This window comes from Flavobacteriaceae bacterium, assembly GCA_003443635.1.
Classification (GTDB): Bacteria; Bacteroidota; Bacteroidia; order Flavobacteriales; family Flavobacteriaceae; genus AU392.
The window spans coordinates 122557-146906 of record CP031964.1 but is presented as its reverse complement, the minus strand read 5'-3'; the positions used below and the strand labels follow the sequence as shown (position 1 = coordinate 146906).

21 protein-coding genes are annotated in these 24350 nt (G+C 30.3%); 12 read left to right on the top strand and 9 right to left on the bottom strand.

Annotated elements, in window-relative coordinates; translation table 11 throughout:
• Positions 1-4: 4 nt before the first annotated feature.
• The 4 genes from D1817_00635 (at position 5) to D1817_00620 (ending at position 4820) form a co-directional block, all read left to right on the top strand.
• On the top strand, positions 5-748 hold the full coding sequence (locus tag D1817_00635) for a succinate dehydrogenase/fumarate reductase iron-sulfur subunit (GenBank protein AXT18423.1): 744 nt from the start codon (positions 5-7) through the stop codon (positions 746-748).
• 108 nt (positions 749-856) lie between these two features.
• Positions 857-1810 (top strand): peptidase M20, encoded by a 954-nt coding sequence (locus D1817_00630; protein AXT18422.1) that lies wholly within the window; start codon positions 857-859, stop codon positions 1808-1810.
• A gap of 81 nt (positions 1811-1891) precedes the next feature.
• The gene (locus tag D1817_00625; GenBank protein ID AXT18421.1) at positions 1892-3661 is read left to right on the top strand and encodes a DNA mismatch repair protein MutS; all 1770 of its coding nucleotides are present in this window, start codon (positions 1892-1894) and stop codon (positions 3659-3661) included.
• A 16-nt stretch (positions 3662-3677) separates the two neighbouring features.
• Positions 3678-4820: an aminotransferase class I/II-fold pyridoxal phosphate-dependent enzyme gene (locus D1817_00620; GenBank protein AXT18420.1), complete on the top strand. Its 1143-nt coding sequence runs from the start codon at positions 3678-3680 to the stop codon at positions 4818-4820.
• 9 nt (positions 4821-4829) lie between these two features.
• Here the strand turns inward: D1817_00620 and D1817_00615 are convergent, their stop codons facing one another.
• From D1817_00615 to D1817_00605, 3 genes are all read right to left on the bottom strand, one after another.
• Positions 4830-5747 (bottom strand): AraC family transcriptional regulator, encoded by a 918-nt coding sequence (locus D1817_00615; GenBank protein ID AXT18419.1) that lies wholly within the window; start codon positions 5745-5747, stop codon positions 4830-4832.
• Positions 5748-5764: 17 nt separating this feature from the next.
• Positions 5765-6922 (bottom strand): class C beta-lactamase-related serine hydrolase, encoded by a 1158-nt coding sequence (locus D1817_00610; protein AXT18418.1) that lies wholly within the window; start codon positions 6920-6922, stop codon positions 5765-5767.
• A gap of 62 nt (positions 6923-6984) precedes the next feature.
• The gene (locus tag D1817_00605; GenBank protein ID AXT18417.1) at positions 6985-7503 is read right to left on the bottom strand and encodes a GNAT family N-acetyltransferase; all 519 of its coding nucleotides are present in this window, start codon (positions 7501-7503) and stop codon (positions 6985-6987) included.
• A 42-nt stretch (positions 7504-7545) separates the two neighbouring features.
• Here D1817_00605 and D1817_00600 point away from each other — a divergent pair, with 42 nt between their 5' ends.
• Entirely contained in the window at positions 7546-8337 is a 792-nt protein-coding gene (locus D1817_00600) for a nitrilase family protein (protein ID AXT18416.1), read from the top strand.
• On the opposite strand, the gene D1817_00595 is transcribed toward D1817_00600, so the two are convergent.
• Together D1817_00595 and D1817_00590 are read right to left on the bottom strand one after the other, a co-directional pair.
• Positions 8312-9922, bottom strand: coding sequence for a hypothetical protein (locus D1817_00595; protein AXT18415.1), 1611 nt, complete (start codon positions 9920-9922; stop codon positions 8312-8314). The genes D1817_00600 and D1817_00595 overlap by 26 nt on opposite strands.
• A gap of 107 nt (positions 9923-10029) precedes the next feature.
• Complete coding sequence (locus tag D1817_00590) at positions 10030-10707, bottom strand: ComF family protein (GenBank protein AXT18414.1); 678 nt, start codon at positions 10705-10707, stop codon at positions 10030-10032.
• Between the two features lie 82 nt (positions 10708-10789).
• Between D1817_00590 and D1817_00585 the strand changes: the two genes are divergently transcribed.
• Both D1817_00585 and D1817_00580 read left to right on the top strand, forming a co-directional pair.
• Positions 10790-11620 carry a hypothetical protein gene (locus D1817_00585; protein AXT18413.1) on the top strand — a complete coding sequence of 277 codons (831 nt, stop codon included), beginning with the start codon at positions 10790-10792 and terminating at the stop codon, positions 11618-11620.
• 68 nt (positions 11621-11688) lie between these two features.
• Entirely contained in the window at positions 11689-13230 is a 1542-nt protein-coding gene (locus D1817_00580; GenBank protein AXT18412.1) for a glycine--tRNA ligase, read from the top strand.
• Between the two features lie 58 nt (positions 13231-13288).
• Here the strand turns inward: D1817_00580 and D1817_00575 are convergent, their stop codons facing one another.
• Together D1817_00575 and D1817_00570 are read right to left on the bottom strand one after the other, a co-directional pair.
• Positions 13289-13840 (bottom strand): hypothetical protein, encoded by a 552-nt coding sequence (locus D1817_00575; protein AXT18411.1) that lies wholly within the window; start codon positions 13838-13840, stop codon positions 13289-13291.
• Between the two features lie 160 nt (positions 13841-14000).
• Positions 14001-17411 carry a hypothetical protein gene (locus D1817_00570; protein AXT18410.1) on the bottom strand — a complete coding sequence of 1137 codons (3411 nt, stop codon included), beginning with the start codon at positions 17409-17411 and terminating at the stop codon, positions 14001-14003.
• A gap of 159 nt (positions 17412-17570) precedes the next feature.
• Between D1817_00570 and xth the strand changes: the two genes are divergently transcribed.
• From xth to D1817_00555, 3 genes are all read left to right on the top strand, one after another.
• Positions 17571-18329, top strand: coding sequence for an exodeoxyribonuclease III (gene xth, locus D1817_00565; protein AXT18409.1), 759 nt, complete (start codon positions 17571-17573; stop codon positions 18327-18329).
• Positions 18330-18348: 19 nt separating this feature from the next.
• On the top strand, positions 18349-19308 hold the full coding sequence (locus D1817_00560; GenBank protein ID AXT18408.1) for a cell envelope biogenesis protein OmpA: 960 nt from the start codon (positions 18349-18351) through the stop codon (positions 19306-19308).
• Between the two features lie 78 nt (positions 19309-19386).
• The gene (locus tag D1817_00555) at positions 19387-20424 is read left to right on the top strand and encodes an aldo/keto reductase (protein ID AXT18407.1); all 1038 of its coding nucleotides are present in this window, start codon (positions 19387-19389) and stop codon (positions 20422-20424) included.
• A 57-nt stretch (positions 20425-20481) separates the two neighbouring features.
• Here D1817_00555 and D1817_00550 read toward each other — a convergent pair whose 3' ends face one another.
• Together D1817_00550 and D1817_00545 are read right to left on the bottom strand one after the other, a co-directional pair.
• Positions 20482-22029 carry a ribonuclease E/G gene (locus tag D1817_00550; GenBank protein ID AXT18406.1) on the bottom strand — a complete coding sequence of 516 codons (1548 nt, stop codon included), beginning with the start codon at positions 22027-22029 and terminating at the stop codon, positions 20482-20484.
• A gap of 303 nt (positions 22030-22332) precedes the next feature.
• Entirely contained in the window at positions 22333-22623 is a 291-nt protein-coding gene (locus D1817_00545) for an integration host factor subunit beta (protein AXT18405.1), read from the bottom strand.
• 134 nt (positions 22624-22757) lie between these two features.
• Between D1817_00545 and mutY the strand changes: the two genes are divergently transcribed.
• Both mutY and ssb read left to right on the top strand, forming a co-directional pair.
• Positions 22758-23798, top strand: a complete 1041-nt coding sequence (gene mutY / locus D1817_00540; protein AXT18404.1) for an A/G-specific adenine glycosylase — start codon at positions 22758-22760, stop codon at positions 23796-23798.
• 83 nt (positions 23799-23881) lie between these two features.
• Positions 23882-24328, top strand: coding sequence for a single-stranded DNA-binding protein (ssb, locus tag D1817_00535; GenBank protein ID AXT18403.1), 447 nt, complete (start codon positions 23882-23884; stop codon positions 24326-24328).
• The last annotated feature ends 22 nt before the right edge of the window (positions 24329-24350 follow it).

Sequence of the window (24350 nt, the reverse complement as noted above, 5' to 3'; positions counted from 1 at the left end):
CATTATGAATCTTACATTAAAAGTTTGGAGACAAAAAGACGAGAGTTCAAAAGGCCGAATGGTTGATTATAAGGTGACAGATATTTCAGAACATATGTCTTTTTTAGAAATGATGGATGTTTTAAATGAACAACTTATTAATACAGGTGAAGAACCTGTAGCATTTGATCATGACTGTCGTGAAGGAATTTGCGGAATGTGCTCTATGTATATTAACGGAGAAGCACATGGTCCAGATAGAGGTGTTACCACTTGCCAGTTGCATATGCGTATGTTTAAAGATGGAGATACAATTACTATTGAACCATTTAGAGCAGCAGCATTTCCAGTAATAAAAGATTTAGTAGTAGATCGATCATCTTTTGAACGTATCCAACAAGCTGGAGGATATATTTCTGTTAATACTTCTGGTAATACACAAGATGCAAATGCAATTCCTATTTCAAAACACGCTGCAGACGAAGCTATGGATGCAGCAACCTGTATTGGTTGTGGTGCATGTGTAGCTACATGTAAAAACTCATCAGCAATGCTTTTTGTAGGTGCCAAAGTATCACAATATGCATTATTGCCTCAAGGTCAGGTAGAAGCAGCAGACCGTGTTAAAAATATGGTAGCTCAAATGGATTTAGAAGGTTTTGGAAATTGTACAAATACAGGGGCTTGTGAGATTGAGTGTCCTAAAGGAATTTCATTAGAAAACATTGCTCGAATGAATAGAGAATTGATGAAAGCTACTTTTAAATAGAAAATTATTTTATAAGCGTATAATTAAAACATTTCATCGAACAAAGCCTTCAAAATAATTTTTGAGGGCTTTGTTTTTATATATTAGGCGCTTTAAAAACCAACATTAATGAATAAACACATTTCAATTTTATCCTTAATCTTATTCTTGTCCTTCTATAGTTGTGGACAACAATCTTCTAAAAATGAAACAGAAGAAAAGATTTCAAGTCAAACTAGTGAAGAAATAACATATCTTTTTGATGATGAGCAACTTCTTGAACGCTTAAAAATAATATCATCAGATAAATTTGAAGGACGCCGAACTGGAGAGAAAGGAAATGCAATGGCAAGAGCTTACATTATTGAAGAATTTAAAAAACTCAATGTTCAAGCTTTTGGTGGAAAATACGAACATAAATTTAATTTTGAAGCAAGAGGAAAAACTTATGATGCGGTTAATGTATTAGCTAGTTTTAAAGGAACTGAAAACCCTGACGAATATATTGTAGTAAGTGCTCATTACGACCATTTAGGACTTGGCAATAATGGAGAAATATATAATGGCGCTGACGATGATGCTTCAGGAGTAGCAGCGTTATTTAGCTTTGCAGAATATTTAACTAAAAACCCACCAAAACACTCGATAGTATTGGCCGCATTTGACGCTGAAGAATTGGGCTTGCAAGGTGCTCGCTATTTTGTAGATAAAATGAAGAATAGTAATATAGTTGCCAATGTTAATATGGATATGATTAGCCGTAGTAAGAAAAACGAAATCTATGCAGTTGGCGCAATATATAATGAAAGTTTGAAAAAGATTTTAGAGAACTTTAAAAATCCGACTACTACAAAACTGTTACAAGGGCATGATGGAACCGATGGCAAACAAGATTGGACGCAAGCTTCAGATCATGGACCTTTCCATAATGCTAATATTCCATTTTTATATTTTGGAGATGAAGATCACCCAGGGTACCATAACCCATCTGATGAATTCGAAAATATCACACCAAAATTTTATAAAAACACGGTAAGTATTATTATTTCTATATTTTCTGAAATTGACCAGAAAGGATTATAGTAATCTCAATAGTTAATAAAATAAAAATCTCAAGGACTCTCCTTGAGATTTTTTGTTTCTTTATACCTTATTTAATTGTTAATGGAGAACCCAACTATATTTTATAAAAAGCAAGTAAAACATTATACCTCAGAAGTTAAAAACCTTAATAAAAAACTCATATTATTAAGTACATATCGGCTTGTTGTTTTTCTTCTAACATGCTTTGGTATTTATTTTTTCTTTAGCCAATGGCAAGTTGCGATTTGTATTGGTGTAATTGGGATTTCTTATTTTTTGTTTTTACTCTTAAAATACACCAATATAAAAGCAAGCAGAGATTTAAATAAAGCATTGGTAGCTTTAAACGAAGAAGAAATTAAAATAGCTTCTGGCAATTTTCATCATAGAGATCAAGGATTAGAATTTCAAGATCCAAATCATTTTTATAGTTTAGATATTGATCTATTTGGAAAAGGTTCTTTTTTTCAATTTATAAACAGAACAAATGTAAACGAAGGCACTCAGCAACTGGTTAACATACTAACATCGAATAACATTTTAGATATTGAAAAGAGACAAAATGCTATAAAAGAATTATCAGCAAAAGCAAAATGGCGCCAATACTTTTCAGCTACTGCAAGTTTAATAAATGTTGAAACTCCTACAAAACATATTATTAATTGGTTGTCAGAATATCAAATATTTTTACCAAAAGGCATAAAATGGATTCCACTAATATTTAGTGTGTTATCTACAGCTATTATTCTATTAATTAGTTTTGAAATTATTAAACCAATATTTGCGATCTTATGGTTTGTTTTAGGCGCAGGAATTACAGGGAGATATCTTAAGAAAATTGGAATGTTAGCTAATAACACAAGTAAGTTAAAAGACACATTTAAACAATACGCATTATTGTTAGATCAAATTGAGAACGAAACGTTTACTTCTGAAATATTATTAAAAAAGCAACACCAAATTCAATCAGAAACTAAGAAAGCATCTATAATATTTAAAGAACTTTCTAGAGGGTTAGATGCACTTGATAATCGTAATAATTTGTTTGTAATCTTTTTTGGAAATGGATTTTTACTCACAGATATTAAAAATAGTTATCGTATTGAGCGTTGGATAGAACAATATAAACACAAAATTGCAGATTGGTTTGAAGCGATCTCTTTTTTTGATGCTTATAATTCTTTAGGAAATTATACATTCAACCATTCTGAATTTGTATTCCCAGAGATACAAAATCAAGGTGCTATTATTTCGGCTATAAATCTTGGCCACCCTTTATTAGATAAAACCAAGCGTATCGATAGTGACGTTACTATTAATAAGGAACAGTTTTTTATTGTTACAGGAGCTAATATGGCTGGGAAAAGTACATTTTTGAGAACGATATCGTTACATATTGTAATGGCAAACTCAGGATTGCCAGTATGTGCAGACAAGAGTGAATATAAGCCTGTAAAATTGATTACTAGTATGCGTACTTCAGATTCGCTTACAGATGATAGCTCATATTTCTTTTCAGAGCTAACACGCCTTAAATTTATTGTTGATGCAATACAAAAAGAATCTTATTTTATCATTTTAGATGAAATTTTAAAGGGAACAAATAGTACCGATAAAGCTATAGGTTCTCGCAAATTTGTTGAAAAGTTAGTGAGATCTAATGCCACAGGAATTATCGCGACGCATGATTTGAGTTTATGTGAAATTACCGAAACTTTAGAAGAAGTAAAGAACTATTATTTTGATGCAGAAATTGTAAATGATGAATTACATTTTGATTATAAATTAAAACAAGGTATTTGTCAGAATATGAATGCATCATTCTTATTAAAAAAGATGGAAATCGTTTAAAGCTAATTAAAAAATTATGAATCATATTTCAAAACTCCCTGATATAGGTACTAATATATTTTCAACTATGGGCGCTTTGGCAAACGAATACCAAGCGATTAATTTAGCTCAAGGGTTTCCTAATTTTAAGAGTGATCAAAAATTGATTGATATGGTCACCAAGGCTATGCATTCAGGATATAATCAATATGCACCAATGCCAGGGAGCATAGCATTACGTGAGTCTATTGCAGGTAAATTCGATGTATTATATAACTCAACGTATAATCCAGACTCCGAAATTACTGTAGTATCTGGAGCTACTCAAGCTATTTACACTATAATTTCAACATTTATCAGACAAGATGATGAAGTGATTATTTTTAAACCTGCATACGATTGTTACGAACCTGCAATAGAGATTAATGGAGGAAAAACAATTTCTATTCAATTAGAAACACCAGCATACCAGGTTAATTGGGATGAAGTGAAACAAAAAATTAATAACCGCACTAAAATGGTGATTATTAATACACCTCAAAATCCAAGCGGCACTTTATTCTCCAAAAATGATATGCTTCAATTAGAACGTTTACTTAAAGGAACCAATATTATTTTATTAAGTGATGAAGTTTACGAACATATTATATTTGATAATAAGCAGCACCAAAGTGCGTGCTTATTTCCTGATTTAAAATCACGCGCATTTATAGTTGCTTCTTTTGGAAAAACATTTCATAATACTGGATGGAAAGCTGGCTATTGCTGTGCACCAAAAGAATTAATGGAAGAATTTAGAAAGGTACACCAATTTAATGTGTTTAGTGTGCATCATCCAACTCAGATTGCACTAGCAGAGTATTTACAAACACCAGATCATTATCAAGAACTATCAGGATTTTATCAAGAAAAAAGAGATTTGTTTTTAGAGCTGATTAAAAGTTCTCGTTTTAAATATACTAAAACTCAAGGCACTTATTTTCAAGTGTTGGATTATTCTGATATTACTACAGAATATGATGTAGATTATGCTAAACGCTTAATCTTTGAAAATAGAATTGCATCTATTCCCTTATCAGTGTTTAATGATAAAAATATTGATAATAAAGTGCTACGATTTTGTTTTGCAAAAACAGACGACACGCTAAAACGTGCCGCTGAGGTTATTTGTAATATTTAAAATTGTATTCTATTCAATTGGAATATAAAAATCAACGATGCATTTATTTTGGGGATGTTCTCTAAAGTTATTATGATAAATTTCGAAAGGGTTTTCATTAGCTTTTTTATAACCATTTTCATTCATCCAAATAAAGAGTCCAGTCCAAGATTTTTCGAATTCATTAAATCCAATTTCAAAACTACCTACAATATATTTCCCACCACCAACGGAGGTTAACCCTACCCCTCCATCAAATTCAACTTGTTTGTTTAATGTAATACAAGCACTCATTCTTACCTTATCTTCTTGGGTAACTTTAAAACTGTCATAATAAATGGTAACCATTTTTGTTTGACTATCGCTTAATAACTCTTTAGGTGTAGCCCATTGTATTAGTTTCTGATAAGCACTTTCTAGGTTTTGACATCCAACAGAAGAGATATAAGCCAATTGTAATTTTGGCATGTCTTTAATTTCAATTTTTGCATTCATTTTTATCCATGTTTTAAGATTATTAATGATGCAAATATATTTTTCATGATCAGGATATGCTTGACCATTCTTGCTTTCAATTTGGCAAATCTTGCTATATTTATTGGGATTTTGCTTTCTAAAATTAGTAGGACTCACTCCATAGAACTTTTTAAATGCTCTTGTAAAGGAAGAGTTATTATTAAATCCATTTTGAAGTGAAAGCTCAGTAATAGTAACCTCTCTTTTATGAATTAAAGTAGAGGCTGCTTTTTCAATTCTTTGTCTAGTAATATATTCATTAAGAGTCTCTCCTGAAATCATTTTAAATAATCTATGAAAATGAAATGGAGAGAATGCTGCAAATTGAGAAATAGTATTTAAAGACAAATTACTATCAAGATTATGTTCAATAAAGTGAAAAACCTTATTTAACCTGTTTATATAATCGACCTTTAGCTTACTATCTTCCAAGAAAGTATAAAATAACTTTAATTAACTGCTTCACTCACTTTTTTCATGAATTCGCCAATTTTATTGGGCTCTAACCAGCGTGTTACAACTACGAGATCATTTTTTTTGTCGATTACAATAAAATTACCGCCAAAGCCAGCAGCATAATAAATATCTTCGGATACACCTTGCCAGTGACGAGGTCCTTTTTGATTTAACCACCACATATAACCATAATTTACATTTGGTTTAGATGGTACAATAGCTTTTGAAATCCATTCGCTACTTAATAAACGTTTGTTCTTCCATTTACCATCATTTAAAAACAACATTCCAAAACGAGCCATATCTTCTGCAGAAATAAATAATCCAGCACCAGAATGTCCACCACCAGTAACCGATTTCATATTAATACCATCTACTTCTGTCCATGCATGTTTATACCCATGCCATCTCCAAGTAGTAGTAGCACCTATAGGATCCATTAATTCTTCTTTTAAAACTTGTGGTAATGGTTTGCGCCAAACTTGTAACAGAGAATATGCCAATACATTTACACGAACATCATTATACTCCATAAATGTTCCAGGTTCTCTAAGTTTTCTATTTTTCCAGTCATCTAAACCACCATCACGAGGCGGTCTGTCTGCCCAATCTTTTAATCCCCAGATTTCTCCAGACCAATCTGAATTTTGCTGTAATAAATGTTCCCAATTAATTTTACTATTGTGAGCACCATCAAATGTACCATCCCAAACATAAGTTCCTACTTTATCAGTGATATTAGCAATTAGTTTATTGTCGTAAGCTAAACCAGCTATAGTAGATAAAAAACTTTTAGTAACACTAAATGTCATATCTACACGTTTGGTATTTCCCCATTTTGCAAGGACATAACCATTTTTTAATATCATTCCTGCTGGACCACCACGTTTTTTTGTAGGGCCAAGAATATCATGAAATGGCTCTCTACGAAAACTATTTAAAGCAGCAATTCTTAAATCTTTAGAACCACTATATTCATTAGCTTCTGCATAAGAAACAGCTTCTGCTAATTTTGTAGATGAAATTTTATAATCTGAAGGATTTTTTTCTTCCCAAATAGCATTTCGCTCTGGAAAATAATAATCCTGTGCATTGCTAATTGTGGCAAAGCTTAATGTAAAAATTAATGATAAAACGGTAAATAATCTCATTTGTATGTAAATTTAAATCGAAGGTTTGAAAGTACGAATTTTATCAATTAAATAGAGCTCTTCTAAGTTAAACTTAACTGCATAAGGAAATCGGTTTGTTCATCATTACCTACAAAAAAGGAATGCGAGTTGAAAATTTTAAACCCATAACGTTTATAAAAGTTAATTGCTCTAATATTTTGATCCCAGACACCTAACCATAAAAAGGTTACTTTTTTTTGTTTAGAAATCGAGATCGCTTTTTTTAAAATATACTGCCCTATATGTTTGTTCTGAAATTGTTTATAAATATATATGCGCTCTAACTCGATTGATGATGTTTCAAATTGTTCATTTTGAGAGCCTCTTTCATTTAACTTAAAATAGCCTACCAACGTTTTATCTAAATACACAAAATAGAATACAGAATTAGGATCTAGTAACTCTTTTTGTAATGTTTTTTTGCTGAAAGCAACGTCAATATATGATTTAAAATCGTCTGGATTATTCAATTTTTGAAAAGCAGAAATATAAGTTTCTTTTGAAATTTCTATTAATAAATTGACCTCTTTAGGTGTTACTATTTTAAAATCTAAATCCATATAAAGATTTAAAATTAGTTAAAAAATAATTACTTTTATGCAATGCAAGAGAAATTAAATATAGGACTTATACAAGCGAATTTAGTTTGGGAAAATCCACATCAAAACAGATTAAATTTCACACAAAAAATCAAATCGATTTCAAATGATGTAGATGTTATTTTTTTGCCAGAAATGTTTACTTCTGGATTTACAATGAACCCAAAAACTGTTGCAGAAACGATGCAAAGTGAAACGGTGTCGTGGATGCGAGATATAGCGAAATTAAAAAATGCAGCTATTGGCGGGAGTTTGGTTATTGAAGAAGATGGCAATTATTATAACCGATTTATATTTATGATGCCTGATGGTATTTTTAAAACTTATGATAAATGCCATACATTTACATTGGCTGGTGAGCACGAAGTTTATAATTCTGGGATTGAAAAAATAATTATTGATTACAAAGATTGGAAAATTTGTCCATTAATTTGTTATGATTTGAGGTTTCCAGTTCTGGCACGTAATGTTGAAAATTATGACCTCTTATTATATGTAGCAAGTTGGCCAAAACCTAGAATTGAGGCTTGGGATGCTTTACTTAAAGCTAGAGCTATAGAAAATATGAGTTATTGTGTAGGGGTGAATCGTGTAGGGATAGATCCTAATAACCATGAATATCCAGGGCACACAGCTGCTTATGATGGTTTGGGTAATAAGCTCTCTAATTTAGAAGCTGATAAAGAAAACACCGAAATTATAACCTTATCAAAAAAGCATTTATCTGTAATACGTGAAAAACTGAGATTTTTAGGAGATATGGATAATTTTACTCTTTTTTTAAAGGAAATGTAATTATTTTATCTGCATAAGCTATTACTTCTATTTCACCTTCAGCATGACTTACACGTTCTGGTTGTTGTTTTAAAAGGAAATTCCCTGTATCGTAAACACCATTTTTATTGGTATCAAAAACCACTCTTAAATAATAAATTCCCGGATCTACATATTTAAAATCTGCAGAGCCAGCTTCTGTAAGATATTTTTCAAATTTCACCTCTCCGTTATTATCTGTGAGTTGTACAATAACTGGATAAATAGCATTTACTAAATTAACTCTTAAATCTGCATAATCTAATAGAGGACGTGTATTTGCACGATAATTTAAAGTGTCATTTTTAGTGCCGAAGAAGTCAGTAAATGTACCTGGTAACATTTGAATGCTATAGGCATTATCTTCTTTCTTTTCGAAACTAAAACTTGCAACATTATTAAGCTCATCAAAAGATACTGTGTGAGGAATTACTAGAGAATCTCTATCTATTATAGTTACTTTACTGATATCTATAGTATTTTCGATAGGAATATTGGCAGTTATTTTAAAAACATCAGGGATTTTTAAAACTCTAGGACCAACAGTAGAAAATATTAAAGAATCTTTATCTCTTTCAATTACTCTAACAGTTAAAGTATCTGTATACGTATTATTTTTAACTTGAAACAATAAAGAATCAACTTCCATTTTTGGACTGAACCAATAATTTAAAGTATCCTTATCTGTTTCTTTAACTATACGATTTTTAAAGTTGTTAGGAGTACTGGATATTATATTTAGTTCTAAATTATCAGGATTTCCTTCGTAACCAAAAGCAATTTTACCTTCTGAAATATAAGATGGACGTGTCGCTTTAAAATCTAAAATCTCATTAAACAATTTAATAGTATAAGTAGTATCACTCGGTACAGTAATAAATTCGTTTATAAATCCTATTTTATCTGTTTTTGGTTGAAATGTATAGTTATTATTGTTCTCTTTTAAAGCTGTTAGTAAATATTTACCTGGTTTTAAATTATCTATGCTAAACGCAGTGCTATCCAAAGTATTAGATACATATTTAGGTTTTTCTTTATATATTATGGAATCATTATACGTTGAGTCTACTTCGTATAAAAGTACCGAAACAAACTCATCTGTTTCTTTTTTTAAGGCATCAGTAATAATTCCTTTTACATTTAAAGAATCTATATAATCACCAGTTGAAAATACGTAACGGTAATAAGGGTAAGGGTTTTCTTCATTATTATCTACAATGCTTTCTCCAAAATTAAACGCATATGTTGTATTGGGTTGCAATGTGTCAAGAATTTTTATTTTAATAAATTTACTAGCACCTCCTAAAGGGGTCACTTCTGGAGTGTTGTTCATTGGAGGTGAAATGATTAATTGTTTTTGGAGATCTTTAATTTTTACATATTCATCAAAATAAACGCGAATTTCTTTTTCGTTAAAATTAGTAGAAAAATTTTCAGGAACAGATCTAACAATAACAGGAGGAGTTGTGTCTTTTTCTCCACCACTAATAGTACCTCGATTGGCACAATTAAATAAAAGTGTAAATATTATAACACTAAAAATAAAACTCGTGAGTGTTTTTCTCATCAAAAATTAAATTTTACACAAATAAACAACATATTTAGGATTGATACTATTGTAGTTTAAATAACTATTAAAATATTTTTTATAAATATAGATAACGTATAAAGTTGTTACGCAATTGCCATAGTAGCTATACTTATTTTAATATTTGAAGCTTTATTTAAAACCGCTACACAAGCTTCAATTGTTGCACCTGTAGTAATAATATCATCTACTAAAAGAATATGCTTACCTTCAATTAAGCTTTTGTTCTCAATAGCAAAAACTTCTTTGGATGCATTCCATCGGGAAATTCGACTTTTAAAAACTTGTGTTTTGGTAGCTGTTGTTTTTATTAAAACAGAATCTAGATATTTTGCATTTAAAGCTTTAGCTATTTGTATTCCAAATTTAGCTGTTTGATTATAACCTCTCTTTTTTAATTTCTTTTTGTGAAGCGGTACAGGAATTACCAAGTCAATAGTATTATAATTACTTATAGTTTTTAACTCATTGCCTAACCAATCCCCTAAAATAAGGCTTATTTTTTCGTGCCCTCTATATTTTAGATTATGAAGTAATTGTTGTACAATTCCTTTCTTTTGAAATCTAAAAAGCGCAGTAGCATTTTCAATTTTTACTCGTCCATAAAATATTTTTTCAATAATTTTAGAATTGTTAAAATGAAAATTTGTTATGGGTAAATTATGCCTGCAAGATGTGCAAATATGTTTTTCGTTGTCTACTAGTAAGTTACTACAAGCATAACAAGCATTAGGAAAAAACAGATTCAACAAATTTTTTATCACTTAGTCGATTAAAATTATATAGTACAAACTTAATATATATTTTCGCAGTATTAATTAATCAATTGTTTTTCAATAGATCATAATGATAGTTAACCCTCAATTTTTTAGCTACCGTTTGACTATAGGAGTATTGGTAATTGCATTTGCAGCTTTAGCGACGTTTAGTTATGTTAATTATAAATCTGTAAAATCTGATCGTGATTTTATAGATGAAGAAAAGAAACTTTTACAAGGCGAAATCTCTGAGATTATAACTAGTTATAATAAACTAGAAACTAATAATGATTCGCTTAATTTAAAATTAGATAAATCTTTAGCTGTTATAGAAATTACATCAGATTCTATAAAGAAATTAAAAACGACCTCAAATTTAGTTTCAAGAAATAGATTGAAACTCCCTGTAGAAAATAACGAAACGATAATCATAGAAAATGATTCGTTATCTAATGCGAAAGATTTAATCGAAGATGAAGATTTAAGCTTAGCAGTAGAAGAAGAAAATACAGAAACTGATACGGCTTCACCCGAATTATCTATTATAGAAGATTCGTTTAAAGCAAAGGCATATCAATCAAAAAATTCTAGATTATTTAGAACGACCAAAGCTTCTAGGGTTAATAAAATTCAAGTTTGTTTTACGTTACCCTATGATACTATAACAGATAAAGAACACAAATCATTATATATTCAAGTTATAGACCCTAACAGTAATATTGTATCTGATAAAGGAGCAGTAAGATTTGGAGAACAAACTTTAATTTATAGTTTAAAAACAAATGCTATTATAGATTATAAGAAATTAAAAATTTGCGAAGATGTTTTTAACGAAAACCGATTAATTAAAGGGGTTTATTATGTAAATGTTTTTGAAGATGCAAATTATTTAGGGAGTACTACTATAGAATTAAATTAATCTATTAATAATAAATAAATTTTTAAAAACCGTTCCATAAGTATGGAACGGTTTTTTATTTTTGCAGAATGGCAAATCAAGATGATCAATTTAAAAAAGTAATCTCTCATGCAAAGGAGTATGGATATATATTTCAAAGCAGTGAAATATATGACGGATTAAGTGCTGTATATGATTATGCGCAGAATGGTGTAGAGCTTAAGAAAAATATTAGAGATTATTGGTGGAAAGCCATGGTACAAATGCATGAAAATATTGTGGGCCTTGACTCAGCAATTTTTATGCATCCATCTATTTGGAAAGCTTCAGGACATGTTGATGCCTTTAACGACCCTTTAATTGATAATAAAGATTCTAAAAAACGTTATAGGGCAGATGTTTTAATTGAAGATTATTGTGCTAAGATTGAAACAAAAATAGAAAAGGAAGTAAAGAAAGCTAAAAAGCGTTTTGGAGATACTTTTAATAAAGAAGAATTTGTAAATACCAATCCCCGTGTTTTAGGATATCAAGAAAAGATAAATTCTATTTTATATAGAATGGGGAAATCTTTAGAAAATGAAGATTTAGCAGATGTAAAAGCACTGATTGAAGAACTAGAGATTGCAGACCCTTTAACAGGTAGTAAAAATTGGACTGATGTTAAACAGTTTAATTTAATGTTTGGGACAAAATTAGGAGCTTCAGCAGATACAGCAATGGATTTGTACTTACGACCAGAAACAGCACAAGGTATTTTCGTAAACTTTTTGAATGTTCAGAAAACTGGACGTATGAAAATTCCGTTTGGTATTGCTCAAACTGGAAAAGCTTTTAGAAATGAAATTGTTGCAAGGCAGTTTATTTTTAGAATGCGTGAGTTTGAACAGATGGAAATGCAATTTTTTGTAAAACCAGGAACTCAAAAAGAATGGTATGAAAAGTGGAAAGAAACACGACTAAAATGGCATTTGTCTTTAGGAATGGGAGAAGATAACTATCGTTTTCACGATCATGAAAAACTAGCACACTATGCAGATGCTGCTTCCGATATAGAATTTAAATTTCCATTTGGGTTTAAAGAATTGGAAGGTATACATTCTCGCACAGATTTCGATTTAAGTCAGCACGAGAAACATTCTAATAAAAAACTTCAGTATTTTGATCATGAAGAGAACAAAAGCTACGTCCCTTATGTTGTTGAAACTTCTATTGGATTAGATCGCATGTTTTTAGCTGTGTTTTCTAACGCTTTAGTTGAAGAAGAATTAGAGAATGGAACAACACGTACAGTATTGAAATTACCAGCTGTATTATCGCCAAATAAAGCTGCTGTTTTACCATTAATTAAAAGAGATGGATTGCCTGAAATAGCTCGTGAAATTATAGATGATTTAAAATGGGATTTTAATGTTATTTACGATGAAAAAGATGCAGTAGGAAGGCGCTACAGAAGACAAGATGCGAATGGTACACCGTTTTGTATTACTGTAGATCACGATACTTTAAATGATAATACGGTAACTATACGTCATCGAGATACTATGGAACAAAAACGTGTTAAGATTGAAGAATTAAAATTAATCATTGGCCAGGAAGTAGACACACGTTCTTGGTTAATGAAAATGTAAAAATTATCAGTTAAAAACAAAAAAAGCCTTAGTGAATTCACTAAGGCTTTTTTTGTTTTTAAAATTTGTAACCAATTCTTAAGTGTAAATCAACAGCTACCTCTCCTTCATTAAATCCACCAAAAATATAATTATAACCAACGCCTATTCCAGTTTCGTAATTAAAATGATTACCTATACTTCTCCTAATACCCCATTTAGGAATAACACTAACTTGATCAATTACGCCTACATTATCATTGTTTGATATGACGAATAAATCGGGGTGATAGCTAACATCTAAACTTAAAAAATTACCACTATTGTTTTTGATATTTTTAGATTTATTTTGCCGTTTATCTAAATTATAATACCATCTAGGCTCTAATGTAATAACAGGGGCTAATAAAAAACCTAAATTGTCACTAAAAGCACTGCTGTAAAAAAAACCAGCATCCAAGCCTAACTCTGTTCTTAAAGCTATCTTGTTGGATAATTTAGTTTCATTATGAACCCAAATACCTAGAAATCCAGTTTGGATACCATAAAAAGAATCTTCTACAGAAGCATCTTGAGCATTAATAGAAAAAGTAATAAAAATTAAAGACAAGGTGAGTACTTGTTTTTTCATAAGTGTTGATTTGTTGATTGATGAATAAAAAAGATACGGAGTATATGAAAAACCATTTAATAAAGGACTTAACATTTCCGTATCTTTAAATATCTATTCGTTTTTTGTTTGTTGGATTATTTGTATCAAAATTCGTACCAAAAATTTAAGAAAGAAAGACTTAAAAATAAGCTTTTAATTGTATGCTCCCTGTATGTATAGTTCTACTGGTTTCTGTTTTTCGGCCTAAATAATTGAGATTGAGATCTAAAAATTTTGTTAGCTTTTTTTGTGCTAACAAACTCCATGTAAAATTTTTGCCAGGCTGTAATCCTTCTAATAATTGAAACCCAACGGGTGTATTTGCGTTACCAGAAAAATTATTAGAGAAAAAATTAAATTCACCACTTATAGCAGCTTTTTGAGCATTTGAAAACGAAAATGACACGCCATAATTTTGCTGATTTAAACTTTCAAAATCTCCAATAGTATTATCTTTAACTGTATTTTGATAAAATACGTTAAATCGAGTATTATCATTTAATAAATATGATAACCTTGGACTAATACGTGTTTGATCTAAACGGTAATTTCTATTTGTAAAATTTTCAGTATTATTCTCATTTACTTCAAAACTAGATGATAAATTAAATAACCAACTTGTTGCAAACTTATGAGTAAAATTAAGTTGATGACTCGTTAAGCTATTTTCAATAAATCCATTAGATAAAGAATTACGGGATTCATTGGACAAAAATGTATAAGATGTTGTATAACTTTGTTTACCGCGATTAAAAAACAATACATTTCGTATATTTAATTGTAAGCCTAATTGGTTTTCTGCATCATTTTCAAAAGGATTTAAGTTAAAATTGTTTCCATTTCGTTCAATTCTTCGATCTATTAAATAGGATGTTTGGTTATAAAAATGAGACCAGAATTTTTTTGTTTTATTTTCTGAAGTAACCCATTCCTGAGGATTAAATGTTAATGTTTGACTTAATCTGTTTTGATGTGTTTGTATAAACACTTGATTAGGTAAAAATACACGGATAAAATTTGCTTGATCTTGAAATTGTGCAATTTCAAATTCATCTAATTCCCTGATACCATTATTATTAAAATCAATAAATTGATATACACCTTGTCCAGGCTCTACTTCCACAAAAGTGAATTCTTGACGAGGTAAAGTTCCAGAGTTAGTTTCAAAAACAGTATTCCACTGTATTAAACGTTTAAATAGCTTTTGACTGTATTGTAATCTTGAATTTAAAGATTGTTCATTTGGAATAGTATCGTTTTCATTTTTTAATGATCGATAATTTATATAAAGTGATAAATTGGTTAAATTATTCTGAAAGATTTTAGCCCCTAAATAATAAGTATTTGATGTGTTTACTTTTTGAAGTATATTACCTCTAATACTGTCATTAACTCTATTTTTATAACCAATTTTCATGAAAACTTTAGTGCTATCTCCAATACCAGCAAAAACATCATAAGAAGTAAATTTTTGACTTAAGGGTGTTAAAGAATCGGTAATCGTATTTCGTTGTTCATTATCTTCTAAAGCAACTTTAGCGCCTACCCATGCTTTGTTAAAATTATAAACTAATCGATTATACGACCTTAAAAAGGTTGAAGTATTGTTATCTGATCTAGTATTTAAAAAGCTTGAGTAAGAAATAATGTGAAACCTGTTTAAACCTAAATTAGCATTAAACAAATGCCTGTTACCATTAAAATTTCGAGAATAATTTAAATGTTGAAATTGATAAGTAATACTTCCTTTTTTGGAGTGATTTAAATTGAAGCCTGTATTTAGTAATTGTTGATCACCTAAAGGATTTTCAATATTCCAATCACGATTAAATTCAGCATTATAAAGCTGTTCAATAGTTTGAAAATTTTGCTCTATAAGATTACCAGTTACAAAAGTGTTTAAATTCCAAAGACTATCATTTTTGATAATCGCTTGATTAACCTCAAAATTACCTGCGAACCCATTATTATTTTCATCATCTAAATCAGAAAAGAGATTTAGATCATTTATACTTCCGGCTACTTCAAAGTTAATATTTGTTTTTTCAGTGGGAGTATAACTCCCGTTTACAATAGCAATTTGTAATTTAACAGGGGCGATAAGTTGAATTATAGGAGCATAATTACCTTGCGAAATACCATTAACAGGGGAGACATATTCAAAAATATTAGAAATAGCATTGCTGTTAATTAATATATAATCTCCTTGATTAGGCCCTACAAGTGTAAATCGAACATCAAAAAGTTCATCATCAGGATTATTCGAAAACACAAATATTTCTTGAGTACCGATAATATCTTTTCGATATAAAATTCGATTTTCATTAAAAGCTTCAGGAGCTGCAGAAGGTGCAACCATAAGACGTCTGTCATCACCAGCATTTGATAAGATCTGTACTTGTTCTTCAGATAGATTTTGTTGTAATGGTTGATTTCTTGCATCACTCTCACTATATACAGAAACTCCAATTTTTACTTTTTCACTTTCGTGATTACCACCACCATAAGCTATAAAACGAGAAAAATTACGATCGCTAAATTGATAATCTACAGTGATTCTCATTTCAGAAGTTATTGGAAATGTAGAGTTAAAAATAATTTCACCGGCATTATAATTAATGATGTAATCTTTGTTTTCACCACGTTCAACAATAATTCCATTTACATATACGGTTTCACTACCGGATACAATAAGTACAAACAATTCTCCATTAGGCCCTTGTAATTTATAAGGCCCTTGATTGCCTTCTTGGGCGGTAAACTGACTTCTGCTAAATTGTCCCCTCACTAAAGCTCCAGCAGCAAATAAATTAGTTTTAGAATTTTCGTGATTTATATTAGCATTAATATTTAGGCCTTGTACACGTTTAGAGAAATTCCCAAAAATAGAATTGGTATTTTGAAGATCGATATCTCCAGCACGAATGTTCCAGTTCTTACTAAACAACTCGATAAAAACTTGATCAAATTCATCCAATCGTTGTGAAAACCCACTTTCTTGTAAAGGGATATTTGCATCTTGTATAGAGGCTCTTAAAGAAACTTTATCGTTTAATTTTCCAGTAATTTGAAGATCTAATTCACTATTTAATACTGAATTTTGATTGGAACCTATAGTAACACCACGAGAAATGCTTCCAGAAGCAGTTAAACCATCAAAAGGAATGAATGTTCGTGTTGTATTAGATTGTGATAACTTATAAAGCTTATTTAGATTACCTGTATTTTTAACAATAATATTACTATCTAGTTGCTTGTAGGTTTTAGTTAAAAAATTTGGAAAACGCAGATATTCTATAATAATTGTATCTGTCTGAATTGATTTTTTAAATGTTAATAAAGCTTTAGAAAAGTCAATTTTATAAAATGAAGAATCGATAATTACCCCATTTTTATTTTTCATAGAAAATGAAGTGCTATTAATACTCACACTATCAATACGAATAGAATCTCTAACTGCTACTTTTTTTGTTTTAAAATTAGAAGATTTGTTCTGTGCAAACGCACAAAAACTAAAGCAAAAAAAGAGTAGAGTGGTGGTTAATCTCATTCTGTATGATTAACTAAAAATAATGCAAATTATTTTGTTAATAGTTTTAGTTAAATCTGATATAAATTAATGGCGTAAAAGTAGGGTATTATTTATTTTAGCTAAAACTAAGTTAACCCAAATAAGATGGAGATCTTATTAAATACATATAAATAACGAATGAAGATTATTTCTTATAATGTAAACGGAATTCGCGCAGCACTTAATAAAAGATTTATAGATTGGCTTAAGAGTGCAAATCCAGATGTCATTTGCTTACAGGAGATTAAAGCCCAAAAAGAACAATTAGATCTTGATATTTTTAACGAAGCAGGTTATAAATATAACTATTGGTTTAGTGCTCAAAAAAAAGGATATAGCGGTGTAGCGATTTTAAGTAAAACAGAGCCAAACCATATCGAATATGGTACGGGGATAGAATCTATGGATTTTGAAGGACGTAATATTCGTGCTGATTTTGATAATGTTTCTGTAATGAGTATGTATTTACCTTCAGGAACAAATATGGAGAGGCTTGAATTTAAGTTTAACTATATGGATGAGATCTTAAAATATTTAATATCACTTAGAAATAGCATTCCAAATCTTATTGTATGTGGAGATTATAATATCTGCCACGAAGAGATTGATATTCACAACCCTAAAATGAAAGGTGTCTCAGGGTTTTTACCTGAAGAACGCAAATGGCTTGGAGAATTTATAAATAGTGGATTTATAGATTCGTTTAGATATTTAAATAAAGATTTACAGCAATATAGTTGGTGGAGTTACCGTGCTAATGCTAGAGCTAATAATAAAGGTTGGAGGTTAGATTATGCAATGGCATCACAACCGTTACAAGAAAAATTAAAAAGAGCCGTTATACTCTCTGATGCAGTCCATAGTGACCATTGCCCAATTTTAATAGAAATAGAATAAATTCATCAAAATCAATAATATGACAAAAAAAACCTCAATTATAATTGTGTTACTAATTGTTGTAACTTCTTGTGTTTCTCCTAAAGTTTATAAAGATTTAGAAAATAAATATTCAAACTTAAAGAAAGAAAATAAACAATTATCAGACGAAAACGAATCGTTGTTAACCACAAAAACTGCTGTTGAAAATGAATTAAAACAACTTAAAAAAGATTACGAAACAACATTAGCACAGCGTAATAAATTAGAAAGTGATTATAATGCGATCAAATCGAATTATGATAATTTACAAGCTTCTTATAAAGCTTTAGAAGAAAATAGTTCTTCTGCGATTGCTGAAAATTCTAAAAAGAACAGAGAATTATTATCACGATTAGAAGCTAAAGAACAGGCTTTGGCAGCAGAAAATAGACGGTTAGAGAAATTAAAAAAAGAATTAGAAAATGGATCTCAACGTATTGCTGAATTAGAAAGTGTAATTGCAGCGAAAGATGCAGCGTTAACAAACCTTAAAGATGCAATCTCAAGAGCATTAACCGATTTTGAAGGTAAGGGATTAACAATAGAGCAACGTGATGGGAAAGTATATGTATCTCTAGAAAACAAATTATTATTTAATTCTGGAAGTTGGACGGTAGGTACAGAAGGTAGAAAAGCAGTACAACAATTAGGAAATGTATTAGGAGATAATCCTGAAATTGCTGTTTTAATTGAAGGGCATACAGATAATGTTCCTTATGGAGGGACAGGGCAAATTAAAGGAAATTGGGATTTGTCTACAAAACGTGCAACAGCAATAGTAAATATTTTAAGAGAAAACAGTAATATTAATGCCGAAAATTTAACAGCAGCGGGGCGAGGGGAATTTGCTCCAATTGCAACCAATGATACAGCAGAAGGGAAAGCCAAAAACAGGCGTATTGAAGTGATCCTAACGCCTAAATTGGATGAGATTTCTAAGCTATTAGGAGATATATAATAGTTATATTAATTTATTAAAGAAAATAATTTCAATTTAAAAAACTCCTGCTATAGTAGGAATGAAAACGAATTTTTCATGAAATATACAATACTGCCAAATACTGATATAAAAGTTAGTAAAATATGTTTAGGTTCAATGACTTGGGGAAATCAAAATACAGAAGCCGAAGGTCATCAACAGTTAGATTACGCATTAGATGCAGGTGTTAATTTTATTGATACCGCAGAATTATATCCTGTACCAGCAGATGCAGAATCACAAGGAAGAACGAGCGAGATTATTGGTAGTTGGTTGCATAAGAGATCGAATAGAGATCAGGTAATAATCGCCTCTAAAATTGCTGGACCTGGAGATTATACAGCACATATTCGTACTACTGGATTTAGTCCAGAATCTATAAAAGAAGCTGTACATAAAGAATTAAAACGATTACAAACAGATTATATAGATCTATATCAATTACACTGGCCAGAGCGTCAGACGAACACTTTTGGAGTAAGAGATTACAAGCATAATCCTGACGACCAATGGAAAGATAATTTTAATGAAATCCTTAATACTTTAGGTGAGGTTATTAAGGAAGGAAAGGTTAGGCAAATAGGATTATCTAACGAAAAAGCTTGGGGTACTATGCGTTATTTAGAAGAATCTAAAATCAATAATTTGCCACGCCCAATCACTATACAAAATGCATACTCATTATTAAACCGTCCTTTTGAAGGTGATATGGCAGAAATTGCTTTACGTGAAAATATAGGGTTGTTAGCTTATTCTCCAATGGGATTTGGAGTACTGTCTGGAAAATACGTGAAGGGTACGGCTGCAGATAATGCACGTTTAAAATTATTCCCAAGATTTGCGAGATACAGTAGTGAGCAATCTACAGAAGCTACAAAACTATATCTAGAAATTGCTGAAAGTAACGAAATGACTTTAGCACAAATGGCATTGGCCTTTGTAAACCAGCAACCTTTTGTGACGAGTAATATAATTGGAGCTACAAATTTAGAGCAACTTAAAGAGAATATTGATAGTATTAATGTGACGCTTAGTGATACTATTTTAGAGAAAATTAATGAAGTACATGCTGTAATTCCTAATCCAGCGCCTTAATTTAATAAAATTATAATGACAACAAAAAAGCCTTATTCATAACGAATAAGGCTTTTTTTATAATTTAATTTCAGTACCATCTTTGTCAACAAAGTTGTACTCTAGATATGTGTAAGCATCTCTTGGTAATATTTTCACCCATTTTTTATGTTCAAAATACCATTTTGAACGTATAGATGGAAAGCCTTTAGTTAAAAAAGCTGCTATAAAAGGATGTGTGTTTAAAGTCACCTTTTTATAGTCTTTTTTTGCTAGTTGTTCTAAATCATGAGCAATTTTACTCACAATTCCAATAGGAGCTTCAACTTCTTGTCCATTTGCACCATTAGGATTTTCCTCTCTGGTTTTAATGTTCATTTCTGGTCTCACTCGTTGTCTAGTTATTTGTATCAACCCAAATTTACTTGGGGGTAATATTTTATGTTTTGCTCGATCATCTTTCATTTCATCACGAAGATGGTTGTAGAGCGTTCTTCTATTTTCAGCTTTTCCCATATCGATAAAATCGACTACAATAATGCCACCCATATCACGTAAACGTAATTGACGAGCCATTTCTGAAGCAGCGATCATATTAACTTCTAAAGCTGTATCCTCTTGACTTTTTGCTTTGTTTGAGCGATTACCACTATTTACATCTATAACATGAAGGGCTTCAGTATGTTCAATTACTAAATAAGCGCCTTTTGCCATAGAAACAGTACGTCCAAAGGATGTTTTAATTTGTCGTTCTATTCCAAATTTTTCAAAAACAGGAACATTAGACTGATACAATTTAACTATTGATTCTTTTTTTGGTGCAATTTCTTGCACGTAATCTTTAATTTGAATGTAAAGCGATTCATCATCTACAATTATAGATGTAAATGTGTCATTAAAAATGTCTCTTAAAATAGAAGAGGCTTTATTCATTTCTCCTAACACTTTACTGGGATGATTTGCTTTTTGTAGCTTTTTGCACATTACTGTCCAACGATCATAGAGATTTTGTAAATCTCTATCTAGTTCAGCTACTTTTTTGCCTTCGGCAACAGTACGTACAATAACTCCAAAACCTTTTGGAGTTATACTCTTAACAAGCCTTTTAAGTCGCTCTTTTTCTTCTTTTGATTCAATTTTTTGAGAAATTGAAATACGATCAGAAAAAGGAACTAAAACTAAATATCGACCAGCAATGGATAATTCCGAGCTTATTCGGGGTCCTTTGGTAGATATTGGCTCTTTTACAATTTGTACGAGTACCGATTGATTAGATTTTATAGCATCTGAGATGCTTCCATTCTTATCAATGTCTTTTTCAAATGGGAAATCTTTTAAAGAATAATCTTTAAGTTTACCTGTGCTTACACGTTTAATGAATTTTAAAAGAGTAGGAAGTTTTGGTCCTAAATCGTGATAATGCAAAAATGCATCTTTCTCGTAACCTACATTAACAAATGCAGCATTAAGACCAGGGACAGCTTTCCGTATTTTGGCTAAAAACACATCACCAACGGCAAATTTGTTGTCATCTCCTTCTTTTTGTAATTCAATTAGTTTTCCATCTTTTAATAAGGCAAAATCAACGTCATTAGAACTAGAACGAATAATCAATTCTTTATTCATAAAGTTAATTTTTATCCATACAATTAAGTACAGATGGATTATACATATTTTGATTCACAGGGTTTAATCTGTAAAATTCATAATTACACATAGGTAGATGTGTATTTAATTATGAATTTGATATCAAAGAACTTTTAAAAAACTGAAAAAGTAGTTAAAAACTACTTTTTCATGCTATTTCTTTTTGTGACGATTAGCACGTCTTCTTTTTTTACGCTTATGCGTTGCTACCTTGTGTCTTTTACGTTTTTTACCACTTGGCATAAAATTGTCTTTTTTAAATTAATATTAGTTTAAATGCTTTTATTTAACTTCTACGTTAGTTTTTACACTTTCTACAAAAACTTTTGCAGGTTTAAATGCAGGAATATTGTGAGCTGGAATTTTTATAGTAGTGTTTTTTGAAATATTTCTACCAGTTTTTTCTGCTCTCGTTTTAATGATAAAACTACCAAAACCTCTTAGATAAACATTATCACCACTTTCTAATGATGTTTTTACTTCATTCATAAATGTTTCAACAGTTGCTTGAACATCTCCTTTTTCAATTCCAAGTTTATCTGAAATTTTCGCTACTATATCAGCTTTTGTCATTGTTTGCTATTTTAATTATTACTAAAAATTATTAGGGATGCAAATATATGTATTTTAAATTCAATATTTCAAGCCTAAATCATTAAAATTTAACCTAATAAACGTTTATTTTTGCTACTTCCTATTTTCTTTAAATGAACTTTCATAAAATTTTAACAGACTGGTATTCAATACATAAAAGAGACCTTCCGTGGAGGAAAACTAAAAATCCATATCATATATGGCTGTCCGAAATAATTTTACAGCAAACTCAAATTAAACAAGGTTTACCTTATTATGATAGCTTTGTTATAAATTTTCCAAGTGTTTTTGACCTTGCTAAAGCTAAAGAAGAAACAGTTTTAAAACTATGGCAAGGGTTAGGCTATTATTCTAGAGCACGTAATTTACATTATACGGCAAAACACATTGCAAATGAGTTTAATGGCGTTTTTCCAACTTCTTATAATGAGCTTTTAAAACTAAAAGGAATAGGTGATTATACTGCAAGTGCGATTGCTTCAATTTGTTTTGAAGAATCTACTGCTGTGGTAGATGGAAATGTATATCGCTTACTATCTCGTTATTTTGGAATTGAAACTCCTATTAACTCAACGGAAGGAGTTAAAGAATTTAAAAATTTAGCACAGAAGCTTTTACCTAAAAAAAATATAGGAGATTACAATCAAAGCTTAATGGAGTTTGGTTCGCGACAATGCAAACCTAAAAACCCTAATTGTAATGTTTGCCCTTTATGCGAAAAATGCACAGCTCGAGAACTTAATAAAATAGTGATACTTCCTGTAAAGTTGAAAAAACTGAAAGTCACAAAAAAGCATTTTAATTTTTTGGTTTTCATTTCTGAAGATAAGCGAACCATTTTAGAACAGCGAATAGGTAAAGGTATTTGGCAAAATTTATATCAATTCCCACTTGTTGAAACTAATGAAGATTTAAAAGAAAGAGATTTTAATAAAAATAAAACTATTGTTAAGTTTTTAAATAAGAAATCATATACAGTTGCTTTATATAATAAAAAAACTATTATTCATAAGCTGTCACATCAACATTTATACACTAAATTTTGGATAATAAAAGTATCAAAACTTCCAGAAAGAGGAGTTGAAATTTCAAAGCTTAAAACATTTCCTGTACCTATATTAATAAGTAAGTTTTTAGAGGGATTTAATTTTTAAAGTCTATGGAGGCTTTATATTTTTTAGTATTTTTAAAGAGAATTAAAAACCACTAATTTTGTGGTTTAAACATGTAAATAATTATGGCTGGCACATTAAATAAAGTAATGCTTATTGGACATTTAGGAGATGAAGTGAAAATGCATCATTTTGAAGGTGGTGGATGTATCGGGCGTTTTCCGTTAGCAACAAACGAAACATATGTAAATAAACAATCTAACGAGCGTATTACTAATACTGAGTGGCATAATATAGTAGTTAGAAATAAGGCTGCAGAAATTTGTGAAAAATATTTAAGTAAAGGAGATCGTGTGTACATTGAGGGGCGTATAAAAACACGAAAGTGGCAAGATGATAAAGGAATGGATCGCTATTCTACAGAAATTCAATGTTCAGATTTTACATTCTTAACTACAAAAAACGAAAGCGCTGCAAGTGGAACACAAACACAGCCATCTCAACCCATTGCAAATCAAACCCCAATAAACGAATCATCACCGATAGATGATAATGATGATTTACCATTTTAATTGTTTAATTAATATCATATGC